The sequence below is a fragment of the Streptomyces sp. NBC_00659 genome (genome assembly GCF_036226925.1).
Lineage (GTDB): Bacteria > Actinomycetota > Actinomycetes > Streptomycetales > Streptomycetaceae > Streptomyces.
Genome location: NZ_CP109031.1, coordinates 4345430 through 4371839, shown reverse-complemented (window position 1 = coordinate 4371839; position 26410 = coordinate 4345430). Strand labels below are relative to the sequence as shown.

The 26410-nt window shown below is 71.1% G+C and carries 18 protein-coding genes; 10 read left to right on the top strand and 8 right to left on the bottom strand.

The genetic code is table 11. The features are described from left to right. The first annotated feature begins 20 nt into the window (after positions 1-20). Positions 21-857 (top strand): endonuclease/exonuclease/phosphatase family protein, encoded by an 837-nt coding sequence (locus tag OG410_RS18850; protein WP_329300258.1) that lies wholly within the window; start codon positions 21-23, stop codon positions 855-857. Positions 858-863: 6 nt separating this feature from the next. Here OG410_RS18850 and OG410_RS18845 read toward each other — a convergent pair whose 3' ends face one another. Together OG410_RS18845 and OG410_RS18840 are read right to left on the bottom strand one after the other, a co-directional pair. Then, positions 864-1055, bottom strand: a complete 192-nt coding sequence (locus OG410_RS18845; protein ID WP_329300257.1) for a DUF397 domain-containing protein — start codon at positions 1053-1055, stop codon at positions 864-866. Positions 1056-1065: 10 nt separating this feature from the next. Next, complete coding sequence (locus tag OG410_RS18840; RefSeq protein WP_329300256.1) at positions 1066-1917, bottom strand: helix-turn-helix domain-containing protein; 852 nt, start codon at positions 1915-1917, stop codon at positions 1066-1068. 211 nt (positions 1918-2128) lie between these two features. On the opposite strand from OG410_RS18840, the gene OG410_RS18835 reads away from it, so the two are divergent. Both OG410_RS18835 and OG410_RS18830 read left to right on the top strand, forming a co-directional pair. Beyond that, positions 2129-2569 (top strand): ATP-binding protein, encoded by a 441-nt coding sequence (locus OG410_RS18835; RefSeq protein ID WP_329300254.1) that lies wholly within the window; start codon positions 2129-2131, stop codon positions 2567-2569. A 281-nt stretch (positions 2570-2850) separates the two neighbouring features. Next, entirely contained in the window at positions 2851-3690 is an 840-nt protein-coding gene (locus OG410_RS18830; RefSeq protein ID WP_329300253.1) for a calcium-binding protein, read from the top strand. Between the two features lie 93 nt (positions 3691-3783). On the opposite strand, the gene OG410_RS18825 is transcribed toward OG410_RS18830, so the two are convergent. Then, positions 3784-5298: a CehA/McbA family metallohydrolase gene (locus OG410_RS18825; protein ID WP_329300252.1), complete on the bottom strand. Its 1515-nt coding sequence runs from the start codon at positions 5296-5298 to the stop codon at positions 3784-3786. Positions 5299-5492: 194 nt separating this feature from the next. Between OG410_RS18825 and OG410_RS18820 the strand changes: the two genes are divergently transcribed. The 5 genes from OG410_RS18820 to OG410_RS18800 all read left to right on the top strand — a co-directional run bounded on the left by OG410_RS18820 (position 5493) and on the right by OG410_RS18800 (position 16768). After that, complete coding sequence (locus OG410_RS18820) at positions 5493-8087, top strand: bifunctional FO biosynthesis protein CofGH (protein WP_329300251.1); 2595 nt, start codon at positions 5493-5495, stop codon at positions 8085-8087. 665 nt (positions 8088-8752) lie between these two features. Next, positions 8753-10312: a LamG domain-containing protein gene (locus OG410_RS18815; protein WP_329304164.1), complete on the top strand. Its 1560-nt coding sequence runs from the start codon at positions 8753-8755 to the stop codon at positions 10310-10312. Between the two features lie 493 nt (positions 10313-10805). Further along, the gene (locus OG410_RS18810; protein ID WP_329300250.1) at positions 10806-11939 is read left to right on the top strand and encodes a peptidoglycan recognition protein family protein; all 1134 of its coding nucleotides are present in this window, start codon (positions 10806-10808) and stop codon (positions 11937-11939) included. 160 nt (positions 11940-12099) lie between these two features. Then, on the top strand, positions 12100-15423 hold the full coding sequence (locus tag OG410_RS18805; RefSeq protein ID WP_329300249.1) for a tetratricopeptide repeat protein: 3324 nt from the start codon (positions 12100-12102) through the stop codon (positions 15421-15423). A gap of 235 nt (positions 15424-15658) precedes the next feature. After that, entirely contained in the window at positions 15659-16768 is a 1110-nt protein-coding gene (locus OG410_RS18800) for an ADP-ribosylglycohydrolase family protein (protein ID WP_329300248.1), read from the top strand. Positions 16769-16805: 37 nt separating this feature from the next. Here the strand turns inward: OG410_RS18800 and OG410_RS18795 are convergent, their stop codons facing one another. Then, positions 16806-18377 carry a sodium:solute symporter family protein gene (locus tag OG410_RS18795; protein ID WP_329300247.1) on the bottom strand — a complete coding sequence of 524 codons (1572 nt, stop codon included), beginning with the start codon at positions 18375-18377 and terminating at the stop codon, positions 16806-16808. A gap of 358 nt (positions 18378-18735) precedes the next feature. Continuing rightward, the gene (locus tag OG410_RS18790; RefSeq protein WP_326787192.1) at positions 18736-19521 is read right to left on the bottom strand and encodes an SDR family oxidoreductase; all 786 of its coding nucleotides are present in this window, start codon (positions 19519-19521) and stop codon (positions 18736-18738) included. Between the two features lie 173 nt (positions 19522-19694). On the opposite strand from OG410_RS18790, the gene OG410_RS18785 reads away from it, so the two are divergent. After that, positions 19695-20534, top strand: a complete 840-nt coding sequence (locus tag OG410_RS18785; RefSeq protein WP_329300246.1) for a hypothetical protein — start codon at positions 19695-19697, stop codon at positions 20532-20534. Between the two features lie 121 nt (positions 20535-20655). Here the strand turns inward: OG410_RS18785 and OG410_RS18780 are convergent, their stop codons facing one another. The 3 genes from OG410_RS18780 to OG410_RS18770 form a co-directional block, all read right to left on the bottom strand. Further along, positions 20656-20865, bottom strand: a complete 210-nt coding sequence (locus tag OG410_RS18780; protein ID WP_329300245.1) for a DUF397 domain-containing protein — start codon at positions 20863-20865, stop codon at positions 20656-20658. 282 nt (positions 20866-21147) lie between these two features. Continuing rightward, on the bottom strand, positions 21148-22005 hold the full coding sequence (locus OG410_RS18775) for a helix-turn-helix domain-containing protein (protein WP_328451424.1): 858 nt from the start codon (positions 22003-22005) through the stop codon (positions 21148-21150). Positions 22006-22546: 541 nt separating this feature from the next. Continuing rightward, on the bottom strand, positions 22547-23302 hold the full coding sequence (locus OG410_RS18770; RefSeq protein WP_329300244.1) for a GOLPH3/VPS74 family protein: 756 nt from the start codon (positions 23300-23302) through the stop codon (positions 22547-22549). Between the two features lie 222 nt (positions 23303-23524). Between OG410_RS18770 and OG410_RS18765 the strand changes: the two genes are divergently transcribed. Next, on the top strand, positions 23525-26404 hold the full coding sequence (locus tag OG410_RS18765) for a D-alanyl-D-alanine carboxypeptidase (protein ID WP_329300242.1): 2880 nt from the start codon (positions 23525-23527) through the stop codon (positions 26402-26404). Positions 26405-26410 lie beyond the last annotated feature (6 nt).

Sequence of the window (26410 nt, the reverse complement as noted above, 5' to 3'; positions counted from 1 at the left end):
ACAGAAGCAGGTGGCTGCGGATGCGGGTTGTGACCTGGAACCTCTGGTGGCGGTTCGGGCCCTGGGAAGAACGGCAGAAAGCCATCCTGGCCGTGCTGCGCGAACTGCGGCCCGACGTGGTCGGGTTGCAGGAGGTCTGGGAGTGCGGCGGCCAGAACCTCGCCGGGTGGCTCGCGGACGAGCTCGGAATGCACTGGACCTGGGCGGCTTCCGACGCCTCGGACCGCTGGCAGCGGCGGATCGGGGACAGCACGGTCGACGTCGGCAACGCCGTGCTGAGCCGTTGGCCGGTGGTGGCGCAGGAGGTGCTGCGGCTGCCTGCCCCCGAAGAGCTCTACGACGGACGGCTCGCCCTTCACGCCCGCCTGGCCACGCCCACCCACGAGGTGCCCTTCTTCACCACCCACCTCACCTCGGCCGTCCACGCCTCGGGCGTACGCCGCGAACAGGTCACCGCCCTCGCGGAGTTCGTCTCCGCGCACCGGGGCGGCACCGACTTCCCCCCGGTCGTCACGGGTGACTTCAACGCCTGGCCGGACTCCGACGAGATCCGGTTGTTCGGGGGATACAAGACGTCCCCCGCGGTTCCCGGACAGGTCTTCCTCGACGCCTGGGAGTACGCCGACCCGACGGCACCCTCGGCCACCTGGGACCCGGCGAACGCCCATGTCGGCCCGCACAGTCCCGCCGTGCGCATCGACTACGTCCACGTCGGCACGCCCGGCCCCGGCGGCCTCGGGCACGTCCGGTCCGTACGGCGGGCCGGGGACGAGCCGGTTGACGGGGTGTGGCCCTCGGACCACGCGGCCGTCGTGGCCGACCTGTCCCTTCCTCAGGGCGGTCAGGACACGACCTGAGGTCCTTCAGCAGCGGCTGTTTCTCTTGAGCGCTCGCAGAAGGGCGTCGAAGGCGGCCGGGGTGGTCGAGAGTATGGAGTGGGCGGGGTCGCCGCTTTCGGTCAGGTGGACCGTTTCTGCGGTGGTGGAGACGGCGACGTGGAGGCAGGCGTCGCCCTCCTGGCAGTAGGTCGACTTCTGCCAGTTGTGAGTTGGCATGGGGGCTCCTCTACAGGTCTTGGGCGATGGCGTGGATGAGATCCCGGGACTTCTCGGGGCTCAGGGCGGCGTCCTCGACGACGTCGAGAAGGTTCCGGTATTTCTCCAAGAGTGCCTCGGCGTCCAGCAACACGGGACCGTGGAACTGGTCGAGTTGTGCTGTGTCGAGCTGAGGGACGGGCCCGTACAGGTAGTTGATGGACTGGCCCGACCCCGGAAACGCTCCGACCTCGAAGGGAAGCACCCGCACGGTGATGTGCTCCCGCTCGCTCATGTAGAGCAGGTGCTGCAGCTGGGCGCGAGCCACCTCCCGTCCGCCGACACGGATGCGCAGGGCCGCTTCGTGGATGACGGTCCGGTACGAAACCGGGTCGGGACGGTAGATGACGTCCTGCCGCATGATGCGGTGCGCGACACGGTGTTCGATCTCCGGGGGAGTGGGGGCGGGGATCACGTGGCGGAAGATCTCGCGAGCGTGCTCACGGGTCTGGAGCAGCCCCGAGATGTGGGTGGTGTACGCCGTGCGAACGGCAGTGGCGTGATATTCCAGTTCGGCGAGGTCGAGCAGCCCTGAAGGCAGGGTCTCGCGGAACGCCTCCCACCAGCCTCGCGTCTTGTCCGTCGCCATCTCGGCCAGGGCTTCGACGAAGGCCTGATCGGGGCACGAGTACAAGCGGGCCAGGGACCTGATGCGGTCGGGGCTCACGCCGAACCGCGCCACTTCGACGTTGGAGAGCTGCCCTTGGCTCGTTCCGAGGGCACGCGCCGCCTCGGTTGACGTCAGGCCCGCGCGCTCGCGCATCTTGCGCAGCTCTACGGCCAGGCGAATTCGCCGTGCCGTGGGGGCAGGCCGTGCGGTCATGCGAACTCCTCAGGCGCGCAAGTCCAGTTGAGTCGTCACCCATACGAGGGAAGTCGGGCAGGATCATCTCGAACTCGCGCAAATTTCATTTGCGGGAGCCGTATCTTCGTATGCAGGCGCCCCGCCCAGAAGAACCCCGTTCGACGGAGCGGCCAGGTCACTGGGCACCGGAAACGAAGAGCCAACCCCCTCTCGTGATCGGAGACTTCCGATGACCACGGTATCGCCGCCCTGGGCCTACACCCTCCAACTCCCGCACGATCCCCGCGCCCCCGGTATCGCCCGAGCCACCCTCCGCACCGTCCTCGCCGCCCACGACCTCACGGAACTCGCCCCCACCGCCGAACTCGTGGCGTCCGAACTGCTCACCAACGCCCACCTGCACACCCGGGGCACGTACGCCCTCCGCGTCCTCTCGACCGAGCCGGACCGGCTGACGGTCGCCGTCTGGGACACCGACCCGAGAGTCCCGCCCGGCTACGGGCGGCCCCACACCTCCGTATCCCCGGCGGAAGCCGAACGCGGCCGCGGCCTGCACCTCGTACGGGCCTGCGCCGACGCGTGGGGCGTGTCCGTGCTGCGCGAGATCGGCGCGTCGAGAGGCGGGAAACTGCTGTGGGCGGAGTGCGGGGGCGGGGCGGGGGCCCGGTGAACCGAAGAGAAGGCGGCATGCCGGTGTCCGGCCGGTTAATGGCAGGGGAATCCAAGTCGCCTGCGGGAACTGAGCGGAATTCCGCTACAACCCCCGCCCGGGGTGCGGTGTCCAAACGTGCGAACCAGAAACAACAACAGCCCCGCACGTAGGTGCGGGCTCACGACTTGATCACCGATCACCGACCGCCGTGACGACGGTGGCAGCGGTGACGGCGAATTCACCGGCGCTTTTCTTCGTCGGGCCTGATCATCACTGATTCCGCGAAGGGTTATTTCCGCATGCGCACGTTAAGGGCAATTTCCGCCACCGCCGCTCTCGGTCTCGCTCTCGGCGGAGGCCTGTTCTCGGTGTCCACCGCCCAGGCGGCCACGGCGAGTTCGGCCACGCTCACCCGCGCCACCTACGGCACGTTCTCGTACAAGGCCGCCGCCGGACAGACCAACAACCTGAGAGTCACCACGAAGGAGGTCGACGCCGGCTCCGAGGATTACCACTACCTCCGCATCACCTTCCGCGACAATTACAACATCACCATCTCCACGGACAAGTGCACCTATCCGTCGGCGACCGATCACAAGGTCGTCGAGTGCACGGCGGTGATCGGCGTGGGCGGCACCGGCGACATGGACGACTACAACGCCGACCTCGGTGACGGCAACGACACCGCGACCGCCACCGGCGCGTTGGCCACGATCTCCGGCGGCAAGGGCAACGACGTCATCAAGGGCGACCTCGGCACCGTTTTGTACGGGGGAGACGGCAACGACCGCCTCGATGGCGGCGGGGGCGTCTACGGCGAGGGTGCAGACGGTGGCGCGGGCAACGACACGCTCACCAACTGCGAATCCACGTGCCAAGGCGGGCCCGGCAACGACAGTCTCACCGGCACCGCCACTGGGCAGGACACAAGCGGCTTGTTCGGTGACGACGGCAACGACGTCATCCACGCCGGCGCCGGTGCCGACTTCGTCTACGGCGGCAGGGGCAACGACAAGCTGTACGGCGACAGCGGCAACGACACGATCTACGGCAACACCGGCAACGACCTGCTGCACGGCGGCACGGGCACGGACAAGCTCTCCGGCGGCGCGGGCACCAACAAGGTCTACCAGAACTAGAGCCGGCACCAGAGTCAGAATCGGATCAACGAGAACTCAGGGCTGTCAGGGGCGGGCGTGAGGGAGGCCGTGTTCCCTCACGCCCGCCTCGGGCTACGCCCCCAGGAAGACCGGATTCGTGAACGCCGCCAGCGCCCCCGGCACCGGCCCCGCCGCCGTCTCGTGGCGCAGCTCCGCGCGGACGTACGCCGCGTAGGACGCCGTCGTACGCCACTCCACCGTTCCGGAGCCCGCGACCGGCAGCGGGTCGCTGGTGAACAGCACGCCCTGGTCGGTGACGAAGCGGACCGTGCAGCGCGGGGCGCCGGTGACCTCCAGGCGGACGGTGACCGGGGCGTCCGGAGCGACCCTCAACCGTTCCCCGATGCCCGCGTGTTCACCCTTCGCGCCGGACGCCAAGAAGGTGAGGGAGATCAGCTTCGACTCGGCGATGTAGGAACGGCCCGCGCGGATGCCCTCCTGGATCGCCTCGCGGGTCAGGTCATCGGCGAGGACGACCGTCTGCGGGCTGCCGACCGGGTCGGGGGAGCGGTGCGCGTCGCTGTTGCCCATCGCCGGGAGCCAGTCGTGTCCCCCGCGCACGGAGGCGACCAGCATGCTGTCCCAGTCGGCGAGGGCGACCTCGTCGTCGGGGGTGTACGGGCCGTTCCACACCTCGACCGCGTCCGCCTCGCCGAAGCCGAACTTCCACCCGCAGCCGACACAGGTGGCGTGCGGGTGCGCGGGCACCACGAGCCCGCCGGCCCCGCGGATCCGGCGCGCGAACCGGCCGAAGCGGTTGTCGCGGGCCCGGTAGCGCCAGTCGACGAAGGTCCCGGGCTCCGTGCCGAGCGCCAGCACGTGCCCGTTGCGCGTGGTGACCTCCTCGCCCAGCATGATCAGCAGATCGTCGCCCGCCTGGTCCGCCCAGTGCGGATGCGCGGCATGCGTGTTGTGGTCCGAGGAGTTGATGAAGTCCAGGCCCGCCGCCCGCGCCAGCGCCGCGATCTCGGCGGGCGTGCGGCGGCCGTCCGAGTACCAGGAGTGCAGATGGCAGTCGCCCCGGTACCAGGCACGGCCGCGGCCCTTGGCACGCGAGGGCGGGTACACCGGTTCCGTAGCCGGGGCGGGCTTCCCGTACGTGAGGGTGATCGTGACCTCGTACGCCAGTCCCTGCGGCGCCACCGTGTACGGGCCGAGCGCGATGTGCCAGGTGCCGGGGCGGACCGGCCCGGGGATGTAGCCGGGGGTCGCGTCGTCCGAGCGGATGAAGAACTCCGTGCGCGCGCCGCCCGACCAGCCCCGGAAACCCCGGCCGCCCAGCTCCGTGCCGTGCTCGTCGAAGATGCCGATGTCCAGGGCGTTGCCCGCCGTGCCGGCCGGGACGGACGGCCTCTCGTAGGTGTAGGAGACCTTGATCTCCGCGACCCCGGCCGGTACTTCGACCGGGAGATACACGAAGTCGGGGGAGCCGGTGGGGAGGGTGCCGCGCACTGTCCGCGTCTCCTGGTCGTCCGCCGCTTCCGCGTGCGCGCCGCTGGGGAAGGTCACGCTTCCCAACGTAAGCGCGGCCGCCGCTCCCGTCACGAACAGCGCGCGTCTGCCGATGCCGTGGTCGTCCTCGCACATACTGCTGCTCCCCTGGGGCCGGGTGTGACAGTGACATGAGTGATGCGAAGTGCCACGGACCACTGTGCGAGCGGGCGGTGAACGCGGGTGCACACCGGGGGAATCGACGGCTTGCGGGGAGACCGACAGATGACGCGCGCCCCGAATCGGGCACGCCCGCCGATACCTGATCACCTCGACCGTATGCTCGAAGGATGACGACCTCCGCTACGGGCACGACTCCCGGATCCGGGCCGACGGCGAACTCCATGCGGCGTGCGCTCAGACGCGCCCGGGACGGTGTCGCGCTCGACGTGACCGAGGCCGCGGTGCTGCTCCAGGCACGCGGCACGGACCTGGACGACCTGGCCGCCTCCGCCGCGCGGGTCAGGGACGCGGGGCTGGAGGCGGCCGGCCGGTCCGGTGTCATCACGTACTCCAAGAGCGTCTTCATCCCGCTGACCCGGCTGTGCCGGGACAAGTGCCACTACTGCACCTTCGTCACCGTCCCCGGCAAGCTGCGCCGGGCCGGCCACGGGATGTTCATGTCCCCGGACGAGGTCCTCGACATCGCCCGCCGGGGAGCCGAACTCGGCTGCAAGGAAGCCCTGATCACCCTCGGCGACAAGCCCGAGGACCGCTGGCCCGAGGCCCGCGAATGGCTGGACGCGCACGGTTACGACGACACGATCGCCTACGTACGGGCCATCTCGATCCGCATCCTGGAGGAGACGGGCCTGCTGCCGCACCTCAACCCGGGTGTGATGTCGTGGACCGACTTCCAGCGGCTCAAGCCGGTCGCCCCGTCGATGGGCATGATGCTGGAGACGACCGCGACCCGGCTGTGGTCCGAGCCCGGCGGCCCGCACCACGGCTCCCCGGACAAGGAGCCCGCCGTCCGGCTGCGGGTCCTGGAGGACGCCGGCCGCTCCTCCGTCCCCTTCACCAGCGGGCTGCTGATCGGCATCGGCGAGACCTACGAGGAGCGCGCCGACTCCCTGTTCGCGCTGCGCCGCGTCTCCCGGTCCCACCACGGCATCCAGGAACTGATCATCCAGAACTTCCGCGCCAAGCCGGACACCGCGATGCGCGGCATGCCGGACGCGGAACTGGACGAGCTGATCGCCACCGTCGCCGTCGCCCGGCACATCATGGGCCCGGCCGCCTGCCTCCAGGCCCCGCCCAACCTGGTCGACAGCGAGTACGGGCGGCTCATCGGCGCGGGGATCGACGACTGGGGCGGGGTCTCGCCGCTGACCATCGACCACGTCAACCCGGAGCGCCCCTGGCCGCAGATCGAGCTGCTGCGCGAGCGGTCGGCCGAGGCGGGCTTCGAACTCCGCGAACGACTGTGTGTGTACCCGGAGTTCGTGCAGCGCGGTGAGCCCTGGCTGGACCCCCGTCTGCTGCCCCACGTACGGGCCCTGGCGGACCCGGAGACGGGTCTCGCGCTTCCGGACGCGGTCGTGGAGGGCCACCCGTGGCAGGAGCCCGAGGAGGCCTTCACGTCCTCGGGGCGCACCGATCTGCACCACACCATCGACACCGAGGGCCGCACCGGCGACCGCCGCGACGACTTCGACACCGTGTACGGCGACTGGGAGGCGCTGCGGGAGGCCGCGGCCCCCGGGATGGTGCCGTCCCGGATCGACACGGACGTACGGGCCGCCCTGGCGACCGCGGCCGACGACCCGACGAAGCTGACCGACGACGAAGCCCTCGCGCTGCTGCACGCCGACGGACCCGCCCTTGACGCCCTGTGCCGGATCGCCGACGACGTCCGCAGAGCGGCGGTCGGCGACGACGTCACGTACATCGTCACCCGCAACATCAACTTCACCAACGTCTGTTACACCGGCTGCCGTTTCTGCGCCTTCGCCCAGCGCCGCACGGACGCCGACGCCTACACGCTCTCCCTGGACCAGGTCGCGGACCGCGCCGCCCAGGCCTGGGACCTCGGCGCGGTCGAGGTGTGCATGCAGGGCGGCATCCACCCGGACCTGCCCGGCACCGCCTACTTCGACATCGCGAAGGCGGTCAAGGAGCGCGTCCCCGGCATGCACGTCCACGCCTTCTCCCCGATGGAAGTGGTGAACGGCGCCACCCGCACCGGCCTGTCCATCCGCGAGTGGCTGACGGCGGCCAAGGAAGCGGGCCTGGACACCATCCCCGGCACGGCCGCGGAGATCCTGGACGACGAGGTCCGCTGGGTCCTGACGAAGGGCAAACTGCCCGCGGCGACCTGGATCGAGGTGGTCACCACGGCCCACGAACTCGGCATCCGCTCGTCCTCCACCATGATGTACGGCCATGTCGACCAGCCCCGTCACTGGCTCGGCCACTTCCGCACGCTCTCCCGCATCCAGCAGCAGACCGGCGGCTTCACGGAGTTCGTGACCCTCCCCTTCATCCACACCAACGCCCCCGTCTACCTGGCCGGCATCGCGCGGCCCGGCCCGACGACCCGCGACAACCGCGCGGTCATGGCGATGGCCCGCCTCCTGCTGCACCCGCACATCCCCAACATTCAGACCAGCTGGGTCAAACTGGGCACCGAGGGCGCGGCCGAGATGCTCCGCTCCGGCGCCAACGACCTGGGCGGCACGCTGATGGAGGAGACCATCTCCCGTATGGCGGGCTCCAGTTACGGCTCCTACAAGTCGGTCAAGGAGCTGGTCGCGGTGGCCGAGGCGGCGGGCCGCCCCGCCAGGCCCCGCACCACCCTCTACGGCGAGGTCCCCCAGGAGCGGCAGCGCGCGGCGGCCGCCTCGGACGGGCATCTGCCCGAACTGCTGCCGGTACTGGACTGAGGGAAATCCCTTTCCGTCCTGTCGGTGCTCCCTGTTAGTTTCATGCGGCTCGCTTGATCAACGAGCCTCAAGTACCAACAGGGGAGGGCGACTTGAAGAATTCTGGAAGGGCGGTCGCGCGAGGACGGCTGACGGTGGGGTGCTGCGCGGTGGCGCTGCTGACCACCGCGGCCGGCACCGCGTACGCACTCGACAACCTGCCGCCGAAACAGCCGCTCGTCGCGGATCTGGCGACCCAGGGCAGAGCGTGCGCGACGGGCGCCGACACCGTGTACGTATCGGTGGCGCCGACGCTCAGCGCCGTGCTGTACGACCCGGAGGAGGACAACCAGCCCTACGAGGCCAACCGGGTCAAGGGCGACTTCGAGGCCTGGTGGACGGACTCGGCCGGAGCCGAGCAGCGTCGTACGTTCAGCACCAACGAGGCCCTGTCGGGGACGCGGCGGAGCTGGCAGCTGCCCTCCGACATCCCCGCGAACACGGTCGTCTCCTGGCACGTCCGCGCGAACGACGGCCAGGCCACCTCGGCGTGGAGCGACCAGGGCGCAGGATCGGTCTGCTCGTTCGTGTACGACGACGTGAGCCCGGACAAGGCGGTCGTCGCATCGCCGGACTATCCGGAGGACCAGATCCAGGACGGCGTCGGTGTCTACGGCACGTTCACGATGGACTCCCCCTCTCCCGACGTGGTCGGGTACCGCTACAACTTCATCGGTGGCCCGCAGACGACCGTGCGTCCGGACGAGATGGGCGGTCCCGCCACCATCCGCTTCCTCCCGGTGCGGTCCGGCACGGACTACCTCAGCGTCCAGGCGGTCGACCGCTCCGGCCGCATCAGTGGCGTCACCACGTACTGGATCCGCATCCAGTCCGGCCGCGCCCCCGTCGCTCGCTGGAAACTGACCGACCCCGCGGGGTCCGGCTCGGCCGCCGCCGAGACCGGCACCGCCGCCCGCGCGGGCACCGGCGTGACCTTCGGCGGCACCGCGCCCGCAGGCACCTCCATCACCTCGTCCGTCTCACTGGACGGCAGCGGCGACGGCTTCCTCACCCCGGACGCTCCCGCCACCGACACCCGCAAGTCCTTCGCGGTCAGCGCCTGGGTGCGGCCCGCCGAGACCGGCCGGACCATGACGGCCGCCTCCCAGGACGCGGACGGCTCGCCCGGCTTCTCGCTCGGCCTGCGCGCCGAGGACTCCGGCCCGGCCTGGTCGTTCGCGATCGGCGGCGCGCGGGTCTCCGGCGGCGCGCCCGAGACCGGCGAATGGGCCCACGTCCTGGGCCTGTACGACGCGGAGACCGGCAAGGCGCGGCTGTACGTCAACGGCCGCGAGACCGGCACCGCGGCGGCCGCGACGCCCGCCGAGGCGGCCGGGGCCTTCCAGATCGGCCGCGAGCGCGACGCCTCGGGCTACCGCGACCGCTGGCACGGCGACCTCGGTGACGTACGGGTCCACGACCGGGTCGTCGTACCGGGTGAGGTCTCCGAACTGGCACACCGCACGCCGAAGAAGCTCGGCCGCTGGTCGCTGGAGAACGCGACGGACGGCGCGAGCCCCGAGCAGGCGGGCGGCTCCCCGCTGCGGCTCGGCACCGGGGCGACCCTCTACCGGGGCTCCGACGGCTCCTGCAGCCCGGGGATCGACCCCGACTGCCCCGAGATGGCGCTGGTCGGCGACGGGCATCTGCACCTGGACGGTGAGAGCGGCTACGCCGCCACCGACGGACCGGCCGTGGACACCGGGGACAGCTTCACCGTCGGCGCCGTCGTGCGGCTCGCCGACTCCGAGCCCGCGCACCCGATGACCGTGCTCTCCCAGGCCGGCGAGCACACCGACGCCTTCAAGGTGCGCTACGAGCCGTCCTCGCAGACCTGGCAGCTCGTGATGCCCGAGAAGGACGAGGCCGGAGCCCCGGAGAAGGTCGTGTCCCAGGTGGAGTTCGCGGACGGCGGCGAGGGTCTCGGCCATCGCATCGCGGTGGTCTACGACGACGCGGCCGACACGATCGGGCTCTACGTCGACGGCAACCTCGAAGTACAGGCCAGGGCCGACTTCGCGAACGGCTGGCACAGCGCCGGCGCCCTCCAGGTCGGCCGGGCCAAGGCCGGTGACGGCTGGACCGAGTACCTGCGCGGTGACGTGGACGAGGTGCAGGCCTTCGAGGGGGCCCTGAGCGACTCGAAGATCGCCCAGCTGGGCATGGGCACCGACGTCACCCCATGACGACGAAGGCCCTGGAGGTCCTGAACGCATCGAGGGTCAGGGTCCTGGGTGCCTGAACCCCGACCGTCATACCGGCGGCCTCGGACGGACATCTGCCCGAGGCCGCCGGTACTGGACTGAGGAAAGAAGACCGACCGGGATTCGACTGTCCGCAAGGGGGCCCGTCGGGCGCTCGGGCTGCCGTCGAGCGGGCCGACGGGCCGACACCGCGAGTGGGCCGGCATCACTGCTGGCGGAGTGTCATATCCGTCCACGACAGCACCGCCTTGTGTGTTCAGGCTGACAACTCCCCATGGCTGAAAGGCTTTTGGGCAGAGAGATGCGCCCCCGGTCGAGTGATGCGTACCGCTGCCTCGTATAAAGAGTCAGTAAAAGAGTCAGTGCTGAGGGAGACCGCTTCCTGTCTGCCCTCTGCGACCCGCCCGGCATGCGGTCCGTGGGCGGAGACGGGTGGCAAGTTCCCCTTGCTCTGCGCCACTTGAAAGGATCCATTGTGCGCAAGAAGCTTCTTTTGAACCGTCGTGCCGTCCTCATGGCGGCCGGTGCCGCGGCCGGCGTTGCGACCGGCCTGGTAGCCGTTCCGGCGATCGGTGCGACAACCCCCGCCACGACGACTTCGGGCGCGCGTACCGTCCGTGTGCCGCGTACGCGTGCGAAGTCCGTCACCGGTGCCGCCGCGCGGACCGTACAGGCCGAATTCCCCGTGGAGCACGTCGGTGTCAGCTGGACCGGGCCCAGGCGGGGCGCGAGCATCCGGCTGATAGGCCAGGACGGCAGCCGTGGCGCGTGGACGGCGCTGCAGCCGGTCTGCGGGGCCGGTGCCGACGGGGATGCCGGGGACCCGGCGAAGAGCGTGAGCGCGCTGGTGTCGGCCGGCGGGGCCGCCGGGTACGAGCTGCGGCTGCCGGACGGTGCGACCGACGTACGTTCCACCGCCATCGACACGGTCAACGGGCCGTCCACGAAGGTCGCCACGGCCGCGACCGTGGGGCGGATCGAGGACGTCGAGTACATCACCCGGGCCGGATGGGGTGCCGACGAGTCCCTCCGCTTCAAGGCGGACGGCACCGAGAACTCGCCGCAGGCCTACTACCCGGCCCAGGTGATGACCGTGCATCACACGGCGGACGCCAACGGCGCCCCCGACCCGGCGGCCACCATCCGGTCGTACTACTACCTCCACGCGGTCACGAACGACTGGGGCGACATCGGCTACCACTACCTGATCGACGCGGCCGGCCTCGTCTACGAGGGCCGTTACTCGGGCACGGACGGCATCCCCGCCCATGACGCGAGCGGGAAGATGGTGACCGCCTTCCACACCTCCGGCAACAACTCGGGCAACCTCGGTATCGCCCTGCTCGGCAACTCGAACGAACAGCCCCCGACGGACGCGGCCCGCCGGTCGCTCGTCCGGCTGCTGGGTGCGCTGTCCTCGTACCACGGTTTCGACCCCGAGGCCGCCGTCACCTTCGTCAACCCGGTCAACGGCGTCAGCAAGAACGTCCAGATGATCAACGGCCACCGTGACTGGCTCAGCACCGAGTGCCCCGGCACCACGCTGTACGGCGACCTTCCCGCCCTGCGCAAGGACGCCGCGGCGGAGCTGTCGCAACCCCAGGTCTGACGGCGGCCCTGCCCTCTCGGCGCCCCGCCGGAACCCCGGGTTCCGGCGGGGCGTCCGTTCATCGGACGCCCTCACTGCCGGTTGCCTGGAGGTGAGTTGGGCCACACTGGGGATGCCGGCTAGGGCGGGCCGGTGGTGTGGTGGAGGAGGGAAGAGGCGCATGGTGCGGGCACGGCCGTCGATGCAGGAGCTGATCGAGGGGCGGAGGCGGCACGGGTTCGTCGGGCGCGGGGCCGAACGGGCCGCGTTCCGCGCCAACTTCGACCTGCCTCCCGAGGACGAGCGGCACCGGTTCCTGTTCCACGTGCACGGCAACGCGGGCGTCGGCAAGACGTTCCTGGTCCGCGAGATGGAACAACTGGCGCGTGAGCGCGGCGCGCTGACGGCCTACGTCGACGAGAGCGTCGGCAGCCTGCCCGAGGCCATGGCGGTGCTGAGCCGCCGGTTCGCCGCGCAGGGGCACCGGTTCAAGGAACTGGACCGCCTGCTGGCCGCGTACCACGAGCGGCGGCACGAGGCGGAGGCCGCTCTCCTCGCCCCGCACGAGCCCGAGCGGCCCGGCCCTTCGGCGGGCAGCCTGACGGTGGCGCGGGTCGGACTGGTGGGGCTGGGCATGGTGCCCGGGGTCGGCGCCTTCGCCGGAGTCCTGGACCCCGCCCAACTGGCCCAGGGCGCCGACCGGTTGAGGGCGGGGCTCGGCGCACGCCTGCGCAACGAGGAGGACGAGCGGCTGGTCCTGTCGCCGCACGCGGTGCTCACCCCGGTCCTTGTCAGGGAGCTCACCGAGGCGGCGTCGGCCGTACCGTGGATCGTCCTGTTCTTCGACACCTACGAGCGGACGGGACCGTTCCTCGACGCCTGGCTCCACGCGGTGATGGCGACCCGGGAGCACGGCCTGCTGCCCGCCACCGTCGTCGTGGTGACCGCGGGGCAGCGCCCCTTCGACACCTCCCGCTGGGGCGGCTTCACCGACTTCGTCACCGACCTGCCCCTCGGTCCCTTCACGGAGACCGAGACGCGCGGTCTCCTCGCGGACAAGGGGGTCGTGGCGGAGCCCGTGGTCGAGGAGGTGCTGCGCCTCACGGGCGGACTGCCCCTGCTGGTCTCGACGCTGGCCGAGCAGCGCCCCGCCGACCCCGACGACATCGGCGACCCCTCGGCCACCGCCGTCGAACGCTTCCTGAAGTGGGAACCGGACCCGGTCCGCCGGGCGGTGGCCCTCGCCTGCGCCCTTCCCCGCAGCCTCGACCTGGATGTGTTCCGGGCCGCCGTGGAGTGCCCCGACGAGGACGCCGACGCGTTGTTCGGCTGGCTGCGCGGGCTGCCGTTCGTGGACGGCCGCGGCGACCGGGTCCGGTACCACGGCCTGGTCCGCGAGCCGATGCTCCGGCTGCAGCGGCGCCATTCCCCGCGCGGCTGGACCGAGCGCCACGAGAGGCTCGCGGAGGTCTTCGGCCACTGGTGCGACGAGGCGGGGACCGGCCTGCCCGATCCCGACGAGCTGTGGAAGCACGAGCCGTGGCGGCGGCTGCGGCTGGAGGCGTCGTACCACCGGCTGTGCGCCCGGCCGCGCGCGGCGCTGGGTGACGCGCTGAGCGACATGGTCGAGGCCTGCCGGACCGGTCAGGTGACCGGACGCAACTGGGCCAGGACGATCGAGGAGGCCGGAGACGCGGCGGGCGACCCGGCCCTGCGCGAACTGGGCCGGGGACTGACCGAGGCGCTGGCGGACGACGAGGACGGGGTGGCCGCGGCGATGGACCTGCTGCTGGCCCGCTCCGCCCTGCACGGCACCGGCCGCGCCCTGGCCCACGGGGTGCGGGCCAGGGAACTGCGCAACGCCGGGGAGTACGAGCGGGCCCTGGCCGAGTACGAGCGGGCCGTCGAGATCGATCCGGACGAGGCGCGGGTGCACTACGGCCGTGGCTTCACCCACCAGCTGCGGGGTGACTTCACCGCGGCGCTGGCCGCCTTCGACCGTGCGGACGAACTGCGGCCGGGCACGGGGTGGATCATCGCGGAGCGGGCGGAGACACACCGCCTGGCGGGCCGCTTCGAGGAGGCGGTGGCCGACTTCGACCGGGCCGTCGCCCTCGACCCGACGGACGTCGACTCGCTGGCCTCCCGAGCGGTGTGCCGGCACGCCCTCGACCAGTGCGAGGCGGCGCGCGCCGACTTCGACCGTGCGCTGGGCATGGACGGGACCCACGTCTGGGCGCTCGTCCGCAGGGCCCGGCTGCACCGTGACACGGACGCGTGGGACAAGGCGTTCGCCGACCTGGACCGGGCCGCCCGCCTAGAGCCGGACTCCGCCTGGGTCGCGTCGGAACGGGGTGACACCTACCGGCTCTCCGGCCGTTTCGAGGAGGCCGTCGCCGAACTCGGCCGGGCCGTCGGCCTCAAGGCCGACTACGCCTCGCCCCTGGCGGGCCGCGGGGTGTCGCACCACGAGCTGGGCGACAGCGCGCGGGCACTGGCCGATCTCGACCGCGCCGTCGCGCTGGAGCCGGACTACTCCTGGGCCCTGGTGATGCGGGCCCGGGTGAGGTGGGGTCTTGAGGACCTGTCCGGCGCGACCGAGGACCTGCGGCGCGCGCTCGCGGCGAGTCCGGACGCCGACTGGATCGAGGTCGAACTGGGCAACGCGCTCCGGATAGGGAAGAGGCACCAGGAGGCGATCACCGTCTTCCGGCACGTACTCGACCGGGACCCCGGCAACGCCTCGGCGCTCGGCTGCCTGGGAGCGACCTACCGTGACCTGAAGGACTACGAGGAGGCGCTGACCTGGCTCGACCGGGCCCTGGCCGACGGCCCGGACTACGCGTTCGCCTACGAGAAGCGGGCCGAGGTGCTCCTGGCGACCGGACGGACCGAGCGGGCCCTCGCCGACTGGGAACGGCTGATCGCCCTGGGCGCGGACGGGGACAAGGCGCGCTGCAGGATCGTGGAGACGCTGATCCACTGCGGCCGGCGGGACGAGGCGACGGCGCGGCTGTCCGAGGCGGGCCTTGAGCCGGGTCCGGACGACCCGCTCGACCTCGACCTCGACTACGTGCGCGTCGAGGTCCTCCGGCACACCGGGGAGTGGGCGCGGGCCCGGCACCTCGCGGAACGGCTCCGTGCCGAGGAACCGCTGCCGGGCACGTTCCAGCTGGCGATGACCGAGGCGCGGTCCCGGGGCAGGACGGCCGCGGAACCCTGGTGGCGTGAGCTGGAACGGCTCCTGGACACGGACGCCCCGGACGAGCTCACCCGCCGGTCGGGCCGGTGCATCATCGGCTGGGCCCTCGGGGACCGGGCCGACGCCGACCGGGGGCTGGCCGAAGTCCTGGCCATGGAACCCGAATGGGACGATCTGGCCGAGCTCGCGGACATCCTCACCGAACTCCTCGCCGGCCCCGGCGCCGATCCCTCCCGCCTCACCCCGCGCCTCACGGCGGTCACCGCGGCCCGCGACGCGATCCGGGCGCGCTACACGGACTGACGGCGGGCGGGCCGAAGCCCGCGCCATCTCCCGAAGCCCGACCGGACCCGATCCGCTTTCTCCCGAAGACTGACCGGACCCGAGTGGCTTTCTCCTGAAGGCCGACCGGACCCGATCATTCGGGACACCGGAAGCGCGTCCCCTTTCTGGATCCGGGGCCTCAGCCGACCGTTCCCGTTCGATTACAGTGCTGCCCTGTCGGACGTGCGTACGGACAGTGCCTCAGGAGGTCTCGGTGGGTGCGACAGCCGTCTGGGGCCGCGGGGAGCAGCAGGACTTCCGGAGCCGGGTCCGCGGGACGCTTCTGGGCACGGCCGTCGGCGACGCGCTGGGCGCCCCGGTCGACGTGCTCTCGCTGGAGAGGATCCGGGAGACCCACGGGGCGGAGGGCCTCGTCGGACCGGCCCCCGCGTACGGGCGGCGCGGCGCCGTCACCCACCTCACCCAGCTCGCCCTGTTCGGCGTCGACGGGCTCATCCGCGCCCAGGTGCGCCGCGACACCGGCGCCTGGCATCCGCCCTCCGACGTGCACCGCGCCTACCGACGCTGGGCGGCCACCCAGAGCGACTGGGGGCCCGACGAACGCCGCAAGGACGACGGCTGGCTGGCCCGCGAGGAGTGGCTCTACGCCCGCCGCGACCCCGCCGCGGCCTGTCTGCTCGGCCTCGCCGACGACATCATGGGGACGCTGGACGCCCCCAAGAACCCCGGCGAGCAGGGTGCCGGGGCCGCCGGCCGTTCCGCGCCGTTCGGGCTGCTCGTCGGCTGGGAGCCGCAGCTCGTGATGCAGCTCGCCGTCGAGTGCTCCGCGCAGACGCACGGCCACCCCTCGGCGTACCTGACGGCGGGGGCGTACGCCGTGATCGTGCACGCGCTCGCCCGCGGCGAGAACCCCGACGCGGCCGTGCAGCAGGCCCTCGCGCTGCTCGCGACCCGGCCCGGGCACCAGCCGGTCGCCGCCGCGCTCCAGCACGCGCTGGGCGCCGTACGCCAGGGCATGCCCTCTCCCGAGCGGGTCCAGGAGCTCGCCGTGAGCGGTATCTCCGAGGGGCCGCTCGCCGCCGCGGTGTACTGCGTGCTGGTCGGTGAGGACGTCCGGCACGGTCTGTGCCTCTCGGTGAACCACGGCGGGCCCTCCGCCGTCACCGGCGCCCTCGCGGGAGGTCTGCTGGGCGCCCTGCACGGCGAGACGGCCCTCCCGCCGGCCTGGCTGGCCGAACTGGAGGGCCGTCCCACGGTGCTGGTCCTCGCGGACGACTTCGCGATGGAGATGACCCAGGGGCCCGCGCTGCACGGGCCCGCCGGATCGTCCCCGGGCTGGCTCGCCCGCTACCCCCGCGCCTGAGCCGGGGACACGACGGGCCCCGGTTCCGGTCGGGGCACTAGTCCTTCACGGGCGTGCCCACCACCCCGTCCGGCGCACCCGCCGGTGCCGGGATCGCGGCGGCGGCCGAGCCGTCGTCGTCCGTGTTGATGATCTCGATGAGGGCGTCCCGCTCCGGGGTGTCCTCGGGCTTCAGGAAGCCGATGAGGATGTACAGGACGAGCGAGATCGCCATCGGTACGGAGACCTGGTACTCCAGCTTCACGTCCGTGCGCTGGGAGAAGTCCAGGTTGTAGTTGACGAAGAAGAAGGCGAGCAGACCGCAGGCCCAGCTGGTCAGCGCCGCCGTCGGGCCGGACTTACGGAACGGCCGCAGCAGACCCAGGATGAACGGGATCGCGATCGGTCCCATGAGCCCCGCCACCCACTTGATGACGACGGTGATGATGTCCTTGAACGTGGGGGAGTTGACCTGGGTGGCCACCGCCATGGAGAAGCCGAGGAAGGCGACGGTGGTGACCCGGCCCGCGATGAGCCCGGCACGGGTGTCCCAGGTGCGCGCGGCCTTGGAGAGCACCGGCGCCACGTCCCGGGTGAACACGGCCGCGATGGCGTTCGCGTCCGAGGAGCACATGGCCATCGTGTGCGAGAAGAACCCGACCACGACCAGGCCCAGCAGCCCGTGCGGCAGCAGCTGGTCGGCCATCAGGCCGTACGCGTCCGAGCCGTCCGGCTTCTGCGCCGTGACGAGCAGCGGCGAGAGCCACATGGGGATGAACAGGATGACCGGCCAGACGAACCAGAGCCCGGCGGACAGGAACGCGGAGCGCGTGGCCTGCTTGGCGCTGCCCGTGGCCATGTAGCGCTGGGCCTGGTTCCACATGCCGCCGTTGTACTCGAACAGCTTGATGAACAGGTACGCGATGAAGAACACCGTCAGGTACGGGCCCGCGAAGCCGTCCGCGTGACCGTGCAGCTTCGGTGAGTCCAGCGCCTTGGAGAGACCGCCCTGGTCGGAGATCTTGTTCAGCGCGATGACCAGCATCGCCAGACCGGCCATCAACTGGATGATGAACTGGCCGAGTTCGGTCAGCGCGTCGGCCCACAGCCCGCCGATCGTGCAGTACACGGCCGTGATGCCGCCGGTGATGATGATGCCCTGGGTGAGGGTGACGCCGGTGAAGACGCTGAGCAGGGTGGCGATGGCCGCCCACTTCGCGCCGACGTCCACGATCTTCAGCAGGATGCCGGACCAGGCCAGCGCCTGCTGCGTCGGCACGTTGTAGCGGTCCTTGAGGTATTCGAGCGGTGAGGCGACGTGCAGTCGTGAGCGCAGCCGGTTGAGCCGGGGCGCGAAGGCCTTGGCGCCGATGGCCACGCCGATGGCGATGGGCAGCGCCCAGGTGACGTACGAGGTGATGCCGTAGGTGTACGCGATGCCGGCGTAGCCGGTGAACATCACCGCGCTGTAGCCCGACATGTGGTGCGAGATGCCGGACAGCCACCACGGCATCTTGCCGCCCGCGGTGAAGAAGTCGCTGACATCGTCCACACGCTTGTGGGACCAGACACCGATCGCGGTCATCACGCCGAAGTACGCGACCAGGACGGCCCAGTCGAGACCGTTCATGTGCCCCCTCCAGGGGTCCGCCTTGTGAACTTGCAGATACCGGACGGCACTTCGCCAGTACGCGTGGTTCCCCCCTGCTCGGGGGAGGGCGGCGCCCCCGTGCGGGAGCGGGGACTTGGGGATTGAACCGCTGGTTCGACCGACCGGTCAAGACCTCGCGCGGTCACAGATATGAACACAGATCAGAAAGCAGAACGATTTTGCCTCTACTTTACCCACCGGGCTGTTGTCGTGCTCGTGACGTGGACCACACCATGAGCGGGCACTTCGTCAGACCCACAGCAGCAATGACAAGTCGACAGCCGTACGGGATGCGGGTCCCGTACGCCTGGGAGAGGGGCCGCGCAGGCAGTACCGCCTACCGCATGAGTTCGCCCGCGTTCACGAGCAGGGACTGGCCCGTGATCGCCCGCGCCCGGTCGGACGCCAGGAACACCGCGGCGTCGGCGACGTCCCCGTCCGTGGCCAGCTCGGGCAGGGCCATCCGCTCGGTGAGCCGCTTCAGGACGTCCGCCTCGGGCACCTGCTCGGTGTACGCCGTGAACTGCACGTACGCCTCGACCGGAGGGCCCCACATCCAGCCGGGCAGCACGGTGTTGACCCGTATTCGGTGCGGGCCGAGCTCCCGCGCCAGGGAGTACATCGCGCTCGTCAGCGCGCCCTTCGAGGCCGCGTACGCCGCCTGTCGCACCTGGCTCGGGGCGGCGACCGACGACTGCGTCCCGACGATGACGACGGAGCCGCCGCGCTCCTTCAGCGCGGGGAGGCAGGCGCGGGTCATCCGCAGCGTGCCGAGCAGGTTCACATCGATGACCGACTGCCAGGTCGCGAAGTCGGCGTCCTCCAGGCCGCCGAAGTAGCTGTCCCAGGCGGCGACATGGACCACCGCGTCGATCCGCCCGAAGCGTTCGGCCGCGAGCGCCGCGAGCGCGTCGCACTGCCCCTCGTCGGTGATGTCCGTCGCGCGGAACGCCGTGTGCGTGCCGTCCGGGTCCAGTTCGGCCGCCGCCTTGGCGAGATTCGCCTCCGTGCGCGCCCCGAGGACGGCGTTGCCGCCGTCGCGCACCACGGCCGCCGCGACCTGATGACCGAGTCCGGCACCGACCCCCGACACGACGACCGTCTTGCCCGCGAGCAGTGACATGCGAGGCCTCCCTCATCTCGTGGCCCGGTCCGCCCGGTCCGCCCGCGGCGGCGCCCGTCAGGCGCACCGGCCCCGACGCGACTCTGGCGCATTGCCTGACGGGGCGTCAGAGTATGGGCGTCCGGGGGAGGAAGGAAGTCCCGCGCACGTTCCACCCGAGGAAGGGGTTCGTCATGTCGGAGGAGACCCGCAGCGAGACCTACGCGGAACTGGCCGCCCTCGGCCCGTACGGCGTCCACCCGGGCCACGCCCTGATCACCCTGGTCGAACCGCACCCGGGCCACGAGTACGCCTACAACCGCTGGTACGAGGACGATCACTACTACGCGGGCGCGATGGCCATGCCCTGGATGTACGCCGGACGCCGCTGGGTGGCCACCCGCGACCTCCAGCTGCTGCGCTACCCGGAGAAGTCGGCGGTCGCCCAGCCGGTCACCGCGGGCTGCTACATCTCCACCTACTGGGTCACCGACGGCCGCTACGACGACCACATGAAATGGACCGTCGGCATCAACAGGCGGCTGAACCGCGACGGCCGCGTCTACCAGGACCGTACCCACGTCTTCACGGCCTTCCAGGACCACAAGGCCACCGTCTACCGCGACGGCGCCGCGGGCCCCCGCGACTTCCACGCCCTCGACCACCCCTACGCCGGTCTCGTGGTCGAGGTCGTCGACGCCGAATCCGCCGATCGGCGAGCCGAGTTGCTGGAGTGGCTGCGCTCCCGCCATCTCCCCGGGCGGCTGGCGGGCTCACCGGCCGCCCTCGTCACCGTCTTCCGGCCGACCCCGCTCCCCGGTGACCGCATGACCTACGTGAAGCAGGTCGAGGGCGTGGACACCCGGCTCACCCTGCTGTGGTTCCTCCAGGCCGATCCGCGCGACTGCTGGGAGGCGCACTTCACGGGCCTGGACGAGGCTGTGGCCGAATCGGGCCTGGGGCGTGTGGAGCTGGTGGCCCCCTTCATCCCCACGGTGCCGGGAACGGACACCTACGTGGACCGCCTGCGCTAGAAGGGCGCCCCGGAGGCGAACCGAGCCCCGGAAAAAGGGGCCGAGCCCCCTCGGCCAGGACGGCGGGCCGGTCGAGAGGGCTCTGTCGGTGGAGCGTATGAAGTTGTCCCGTCCATGTGGGTCAGACGAGGCTGGACGCTCCGCGGCTCACCTCGGTGACGAAGGCGTTCCAGGCATCCGCGGGAAAGGCGAGCGTGGGGCCGGCGGGAACCTTGGAGTCCCGGACGGCCATCGCCGAGAGGACAGGGGACTTGACCTCGACGCAGGCGCCGTTGCCGGTGGAGTAGGAAGACTTGGTCCAGGTGTCGAGGGCGCCCTGCTGAATTGCCATGATCGCTCCAGAAAGCTGTCGTTCGTCGATGAGTTGCCGCCACGAAGCCATTGGCGCATTGCCACCGGACCGTGGATCCGTCAGGAGACCCGCGGTCCGGATTGCGCCAACGTTTGTTGCTCGATGGCGTGATCGACGCTACTCGCCAACATCGGCTGGCGAAGCGACTATTCACTCGACTGGATGGCATATTCCATGGGGGTCTTCCCCGTTGGGGCGGCGACAGTGTAGGGTCCGGCCGCTCATCGGCGGGGGCGCCCTTCGAGGCCACCCCCGTGCCGATCAGCGCGCGTACTCCTTCGCGATGTCCGCGATGAACTGGCGGGACTGCTCCACGTTCAGGGCCTGGGCCCGCAGGTGTTCGTACATCACGCTGTACTTCTGGACGTCGTTCGCCTTCTCCAGGTACAGGTCGCTGGTCACGCCCTCGATGTAGACGACGCTGGAGTCGGCGGCGTCGGGGAACTCCAGGATCGCGTACTGGCCGTTGAGGCCCGGGTGCGCGCCCATGTCGAAGGGGATCACCTGCACGGTGACGTGCGGAAGCTGGGACTGCTCGACGAGGTATTCGAGCTGCTCGCGCATCAGCGAGCGGTTGCCGACGGCGCGGCGCAGGGCGGACTCGTCGAGGACGGTCCACAGGCGCAGCGGGTTGTCGGGGGCGGAGATTCGTTCCTGCCGTTTCATCCGCACCTGGACGCGCTTGTCGATGTCGACGGGCGCGGTCTCCGGCAGCGCCCCCGCGATCAGCGCCTCGGCGTACTGCCGGGTCTGCAACAGGCCCGGGACGACCTGGGGGTCGTACACGCGCAGGCTCGCGGCGTCGGTCTCCAGACCGATGTAGACGCTGTACGGGATGTCGCCGAAGGAATGCCACCAGCCCTGCTGGCGCGAGTCCTTGGCCATCTGCATCAGCGAGTCGACGATCCGGTGGTCCTCGACCTCGTAGACCCCGCACAGATCGCGTACGTCGCGCTGGCTGATACTGCGCCGGCCGTTCTCCAGCCGGCTGATCTTCGACTGTGACACCAGCAGGCGCTCGGCGACCTCTTCGGCCGTCATGCCCTTGAGTTCGCGGAGCCGCCGAAGCTCCTGGCCCAGCCGGCGCCGCCGGACGGTGGGATTGACACTTGACGCCACGGGACGTGCACCTCCGGCTGCGGGCCTGTACTTTGCGTATCTGCTGTTGAGCAGATTGCCACCAAGGTGCTTTCTACCGCTGGGAAACGGCGTATATGCGCCTGGTGGGCGCAAGTTCGCAGATTCGGCGTGTATACCCGGCCGTACGTCGTCGTCACCGCGGTTGTCGTCATCACCTGCGGTCTCCGTCGTGACCGCGGCAGCCGCCGTCGCCGTCGGCGCGGACCCCGCGAACTCCCCTGAAACATACGGAAGATCGCCGCCGACGCGAGGTCATGCCCGGCCTGCCGCCCGGGTGCGCCCGGCCCCCTCGGGACGGGATGCTCCTCGGATGCGGTCGCGCGGGGTGGCTGGGGCCGTGTCGTCGTCCGGACGTACGGTCTCAGCCACCCCGCGCGAGCCTGCGGCTCCCGAACCGGTTCATGGGGACTGCGGTGCGGCGCTGGTGTCTTGCGGCGGTGCTGGCTGTACTGGCGGTGCGGGTGCTGCGTGGCGCGGGTACTGCCGACGGTGCGTGACACGGGCCGTGTGGGCCCGCGGCTCAGTGCGCCACGGCGCGCGCCATCGAACCGTGGCGCGGTTGCATCGGAACACCGCGTGCGGATTCCGGTGCGGACCTGACGCCGGCGGTGGCCGGGCGGCCTGCCGGTGCCGGGTTGCGGCGCGGCTGTGCCGCCACACCGCTCTGAACGTCCATCACGGCGTGCGCCACGAGGCCGCCCATGGGGTCGTGCCTGATCAGGTCCCGCAGCCGGGAGCGGGACGAACGTCCCTCGTTCCCCGGATACAGGTGCTTGCCGAGACCGACCGCGTGGGCCAGCGCGGCGAGCGCCGCGGTCCGCGGGTCCGGCGGTACGCCGGTGCGGATCGCGTTGTCCAGCCGGGTTCGGATCTCCCGGCTGATATCCGTGTCCGTCGCTTGGTAGCGAGTCGTCGGAAGCACCCCGCACATCTGGCCGGCCACGGCATGGACCATGCCGCACCTCTCCAGATGCGAGAGGTAGGTCTGGCGGAGCCCCAGGCGGGGTCCGCCGATCCAGTTGACCGCGCGTACGGGTGCCCCGCGCCGCCGAAGGAGTTCCAACGCACAGTCCAGTGTTGGATCTCCGGTCGGCCGTGGCACCACCACGGCGATACGATCCCCGTCTGGGGCTATCCGTCCGGCCAGCGCCAGCTCCACTAGCTGCGCTCCGGCCAGACCGAGGTCGAGCGACTGCGGCTGCGCGGTGGTACCCGTGGTCGGGTCCAACGCCAGCAGCAGAAGCTCTTCCGGAATTGTTCTGCGGCTCTTGCCCATCCATGCCTCCCCGCGTGGATGAATGACAGGGTGACCCCTCTCACATTGGTCTGTCGAGAGCGCGTGACCGGAATATGAGGGAACCGGCAGGTATGTCGTTCTCGTCTACCGCAAGAGTCGAGCCCTCGCACAGGACACTGGTACATGGTTCGGGCAGCGGTGTCCGGGCGGCGGTTCAAGGGTTTGACGGTTCGTTTTCGGCGCGCGGAGGGCGTGCGCCGCATGGAGGAGGCATCGGTGGCGGGCGAGTCCCCCGACAGGTCGAAGCAGCACGAGTCGTCGGCGTCGTCGGCAGAAGCGACGCCGGTGACCCCGGCGTCGGTTCCGAGTCCGGCGCGGTCGGGCGCGCCGGCGTCGACGTCGACCCAGAGCTCGGCTCCGGCCGACCCCCGGATGGCGATGGCCCGCGAGAGGGCCGCCACGGTACGGGTGGATCAGGCGACGGCGGTGTTCTCCACGAAGGCGCTCTCGGCCGAGACGGCCCGCACAGCGGACGCCTCCCGTACGGCGGAGCCGGAGCGCGTCTCCGAGTCCGCGGGCGGCGAGGGCGAGGCCGGGGGCAAGAACGCCGGGGGTGACACCCGGCTGCGCGCGGCGGTGGCCGCGTGGGTCGCCGGACCGGACGAGCCCGCTCCGGCGGACACGACCGGGGCGGGGGCCGGCTCCGGCGGTGGCGACGAGCCCACGGACCATGACGGCCCCTCGGGTGGCGACGACGCCGTGAACGACGCCGAAGCCGCTGACGCCGAAGCCGCTGACGCCGACGCCGGCGCCGGCGAGAGCGACGCGGACACGGACGGCGCGGACACGGGCCGCACGGAGTCGGCCGACGCCGTCGAGGGTGACGACACCGACACCGACACCGAGGAGCCGGGCGAGCCCGTGGACTCCGCGACGGCCGCGAGCGCGTCCGAGGCGTCCGACGTGGCGTCCGGCACGGACGAGGAGGCTGCCGAACCCGCCGCCGACCTCGTCCCTGACCTCGACATCGATATCGACACCGACAAGAAGCCCGAGTCCGACAAGAAGTCCGAGTCAGGCCAGGAGCCGGAAGCCGCCTCCGACGAGACTTCCGCGGACCAGGCGGACCAGGCGGACGACGACGAGCCCGCGTCCGCCTCCAAGGACCAGCCCGGGAGCGGCAGCGACGCCGAACCCGAGGACGAGCCCTCGGACACGCCCGAGGACGGGCTCGACGGCGACAGCGACTCCTCCGACGAGCCCTCGGACACGGTGTCCGACGAGCCCTCGGACGCCGCGCCGGACGAGATCTCGGACACGGAGGCCGGCGAGGACGCCCCCGAGTCCCCCGTCGATCAGCCCACCGCCGTCTTCAAGACCCCGCGGCGCCCGGCCGTGGACCAGCCCACCACCATGCTCAAGCTGGGCGGCGCCACCCGGAAGCCGGCCGACGGGAAGCCCGCCGCCGGACCGACGGACGCCCCCGCCGACAAGTCCGCCGACAAGCCCGCTGAGCAGCCCACCGACGGGCCCGGCGCCAAGCCCGCCGGCGCCCCGGTACGCACCAGCAAGTTCGTCCCCCTCAACCGGCTCGACGACTTCGCCCCTCCGGCGCGCTCGAAGCCGACGCCCGAGCCTTCCACGAAGCCCGAGCCCTCCGCGAAGCCCGAGCCCTCCGCGAAGCCTGAGCGGACCGCGAAGCCCCAGTGGGCCGCGAAGTCCGAGCGGACCGCGTCCGCGCCTGCCCCCGCCCCCGCCCCCGCGCCCAAGTTCGTCGACAAGCCCGCGGCGGCCACCGCGGCCATTCCGCAGGTCGGCCCCGAGCGCACCACCCAGCTCCCGCTTCCGCCGAAGCCCCCGCTGGACCTGCTCGCCGAGCTGACGAACACTCCGCCGCCGCCGCAGACCCCGGTCCGCACCCTCGTACGGCGGGTCAAGATCTGGACGCCGCTGGTTCTGTTGCTCGCGGTGATCTTTGCAGTCGCGCAGGCCTTCCGCCCGCTGCCGGCCGCGGCTCTCACGCTCAGCGCCGACAGCACGTACACCTTCGGCGGCGGCACCCTCGACCTGCCCTGGCCCGGGCAGGGCCAGTCCGCGATCGAGGTGGACGGCGTGGGCAGCCTCGGTACCGACGGCAAGCAGGCCCCTGCCCCCACGGCGAGCGTCGCCAAGATCATGACGGCGTACGTGATCCTTCAGGAGCACCCGCTGAAGGGGAACGAGGACGGCGAGAAGATCACCGTCGACCAGCAGGCCGAGGACGAGTCGAAGCTGCCGGACGAGTCGACCGCGGCGCTGTCCAAGGGGCAGCAGTTCACCGAGCGTCAGATGCTCCAGATGCTGATGATCCCCTCGGGCAACAACGTGGCGCGGCTGCTGGCCCGCTGGGACTCCGACAGCAAGAGCTTCGTCACCAAGATGAACGCCGCGGCCAAGAACCTCGGCATGACGAACACGACGTACACGGACCCGAGCGGTCTGCAGAAGACGACGGTCAGCACGGCCACCGACCAGATCAAGCTGGCCAAGCAGGTCATGAAGAACGACGTGTTCCGCAGCATCGTCGGGATGGCCAAGGCGGACATCCCGGGGCTGGCCAACACGATCTACAACAACAACGATCTGCTGGTCAAGCAGGTCGGCGTGATCGGTCTGAAGACCGGCTCGTCGACGCCCGCGGGCGGCAACCTGGTGTGGGCCGCGACCAAGGTGGTGGACGGCAAGACGCAGACGATCTACGGCGCGGTCATGAACCAGGACGCCGGCACCGGCAAGGTCTGGGACAGCCTCCAGCTGGCGATCACCAACAGCCAGAAGCTGATCGACAAGGTCCAGAAGAGCCTGGTCACCGCCACGGTGGTGAAGAAGGGCCAGGTCGTCGGCTACGTGGACGACCAGCTCGGCGGCCGTACCCCGGTCGTCGCCACCAAGAACATGACCGCGATCGGCTGGCCCGGTCTGAAGACCAAGCTGAGCATCGGCCAGGGCGAGTCGGCCGTCCCGCACACCGGCAAGGCCGGCACGGTCGTCGGCGAGCTGAGGGTCGGCGACGGTTCCAGCGAGGCCGTACGGATCCCCGTCGCGCTCCAGTCGGACCTGGCCGAGCCCGGCTTCGGCGCGAAGGTGACCCGGGTCGGCTGAGCGGGC

Bases quoted from the DNA above. Each gene is read 5' to 3' on its own strand.
- OG410_RS18850 (WP_329300258.1), top strand. From the start codon at position 21: ATGCGGGTTGTGACCTGGAACCTCTGGTGGCGGTTCGGGCCCTGGGAA.
- OG410_RS18845 (WP_329300257.1), bottom strand. From the start codon at position 1,055: ATGCCAACTCACAACTGGCAGAAGTCGACCTACTGCCAGGAGGGCGAC.
- OG410_RS18840 (WP_329300256.1), bottom strand. From the start codon at position 1,917: ATGACCGCACGGCCTGCCCCCACGGCACGGCGAATTCGCCTGGCCGTA.
- OG410_RS18835 (WP_329300254.1), top strand. From the start codon at position 2,129: ATGACCACGGTATCGCCGCCCTGGGCCTACACCCTCCAACTCCCGCAC.
- OG410_RS18830 (WP_329300253.1), top strand. From the start codon at position 2,851: ATGCGCACGTTAAGGGCAATTTCCGCCACCGCCGCTCTCGGTCTCGCT.
- OG410_RS18825 (WP_329300252.1), bottom strand. From the start codon at position 5,298: ATGTGCGAGGACGACCACGGCATCGGCAGACGCGCGCTGTTCGTGACG.
- OG410_RS18820 (WP_329300251.1), top strand. From the start codon at position 5,493: ATGACGACCTCCGCTACGGGCACGACTCCCGGATCCGGGCCGACGGCG.
- OG410_RS18815 (WP_329304164.1), top strand. From the start codon at position 8,753: ATGGACTCCCCCTCTCCCGACGTGGTCGGGTACCGCTACAACTTCATC.
- OG410_RS18805 (WP_329300249.1), top strand. From the start codon at position 12,100: ATGGTGCGGGCACGGCCGTCGATGCAGGAGCTGATCGAGGGGCGGAGG.
- OG410_RS18795 (WP_329300247.1), bottom strand. From the start codon at position 18,377: ATGAACGGTCTCGACTGGGCCGTCCTGGTCGCGTACTTCGGCGTGATG.
- OG410_RS18790 (WP_326787192.1), bottom strand. From the start codon at position 19,521: ATGTCACTGCTCGCGGGCAAGACGGTCGTCGTGTCGGGGGTCGGTGCC.
- OG410_RS18785 (WP_329300246.1), top strand. From the start codon at position 19,695: ATGTCGGAGGAGACCCGCAGCGAGACCTACGCGGAACTGGCCGCCCTC.
- OG410_RS18780 (WP_329300245.1), bottom strand. From the start codon at position 20,865: ATGGCAATTCAGCAGGGCGCCCTCGACACCTGGACCAAGTCTTCCTAC.
- OG410_RS18770 (WP_329300244.1), bottom strand. From the start codon at position 23,302: ATGGGCAAGAGCCGCAGAACAATTCCGGAAGAGCTTCTGCTGCTGGCG.
- OG410_RS18765 (WP_329300242.1), top strand. From the start codon at position 23,525: ATGGAGGAGGCATCGGTGGCGGGCGAGTCCCCCGACAGGTCGAAGCAG.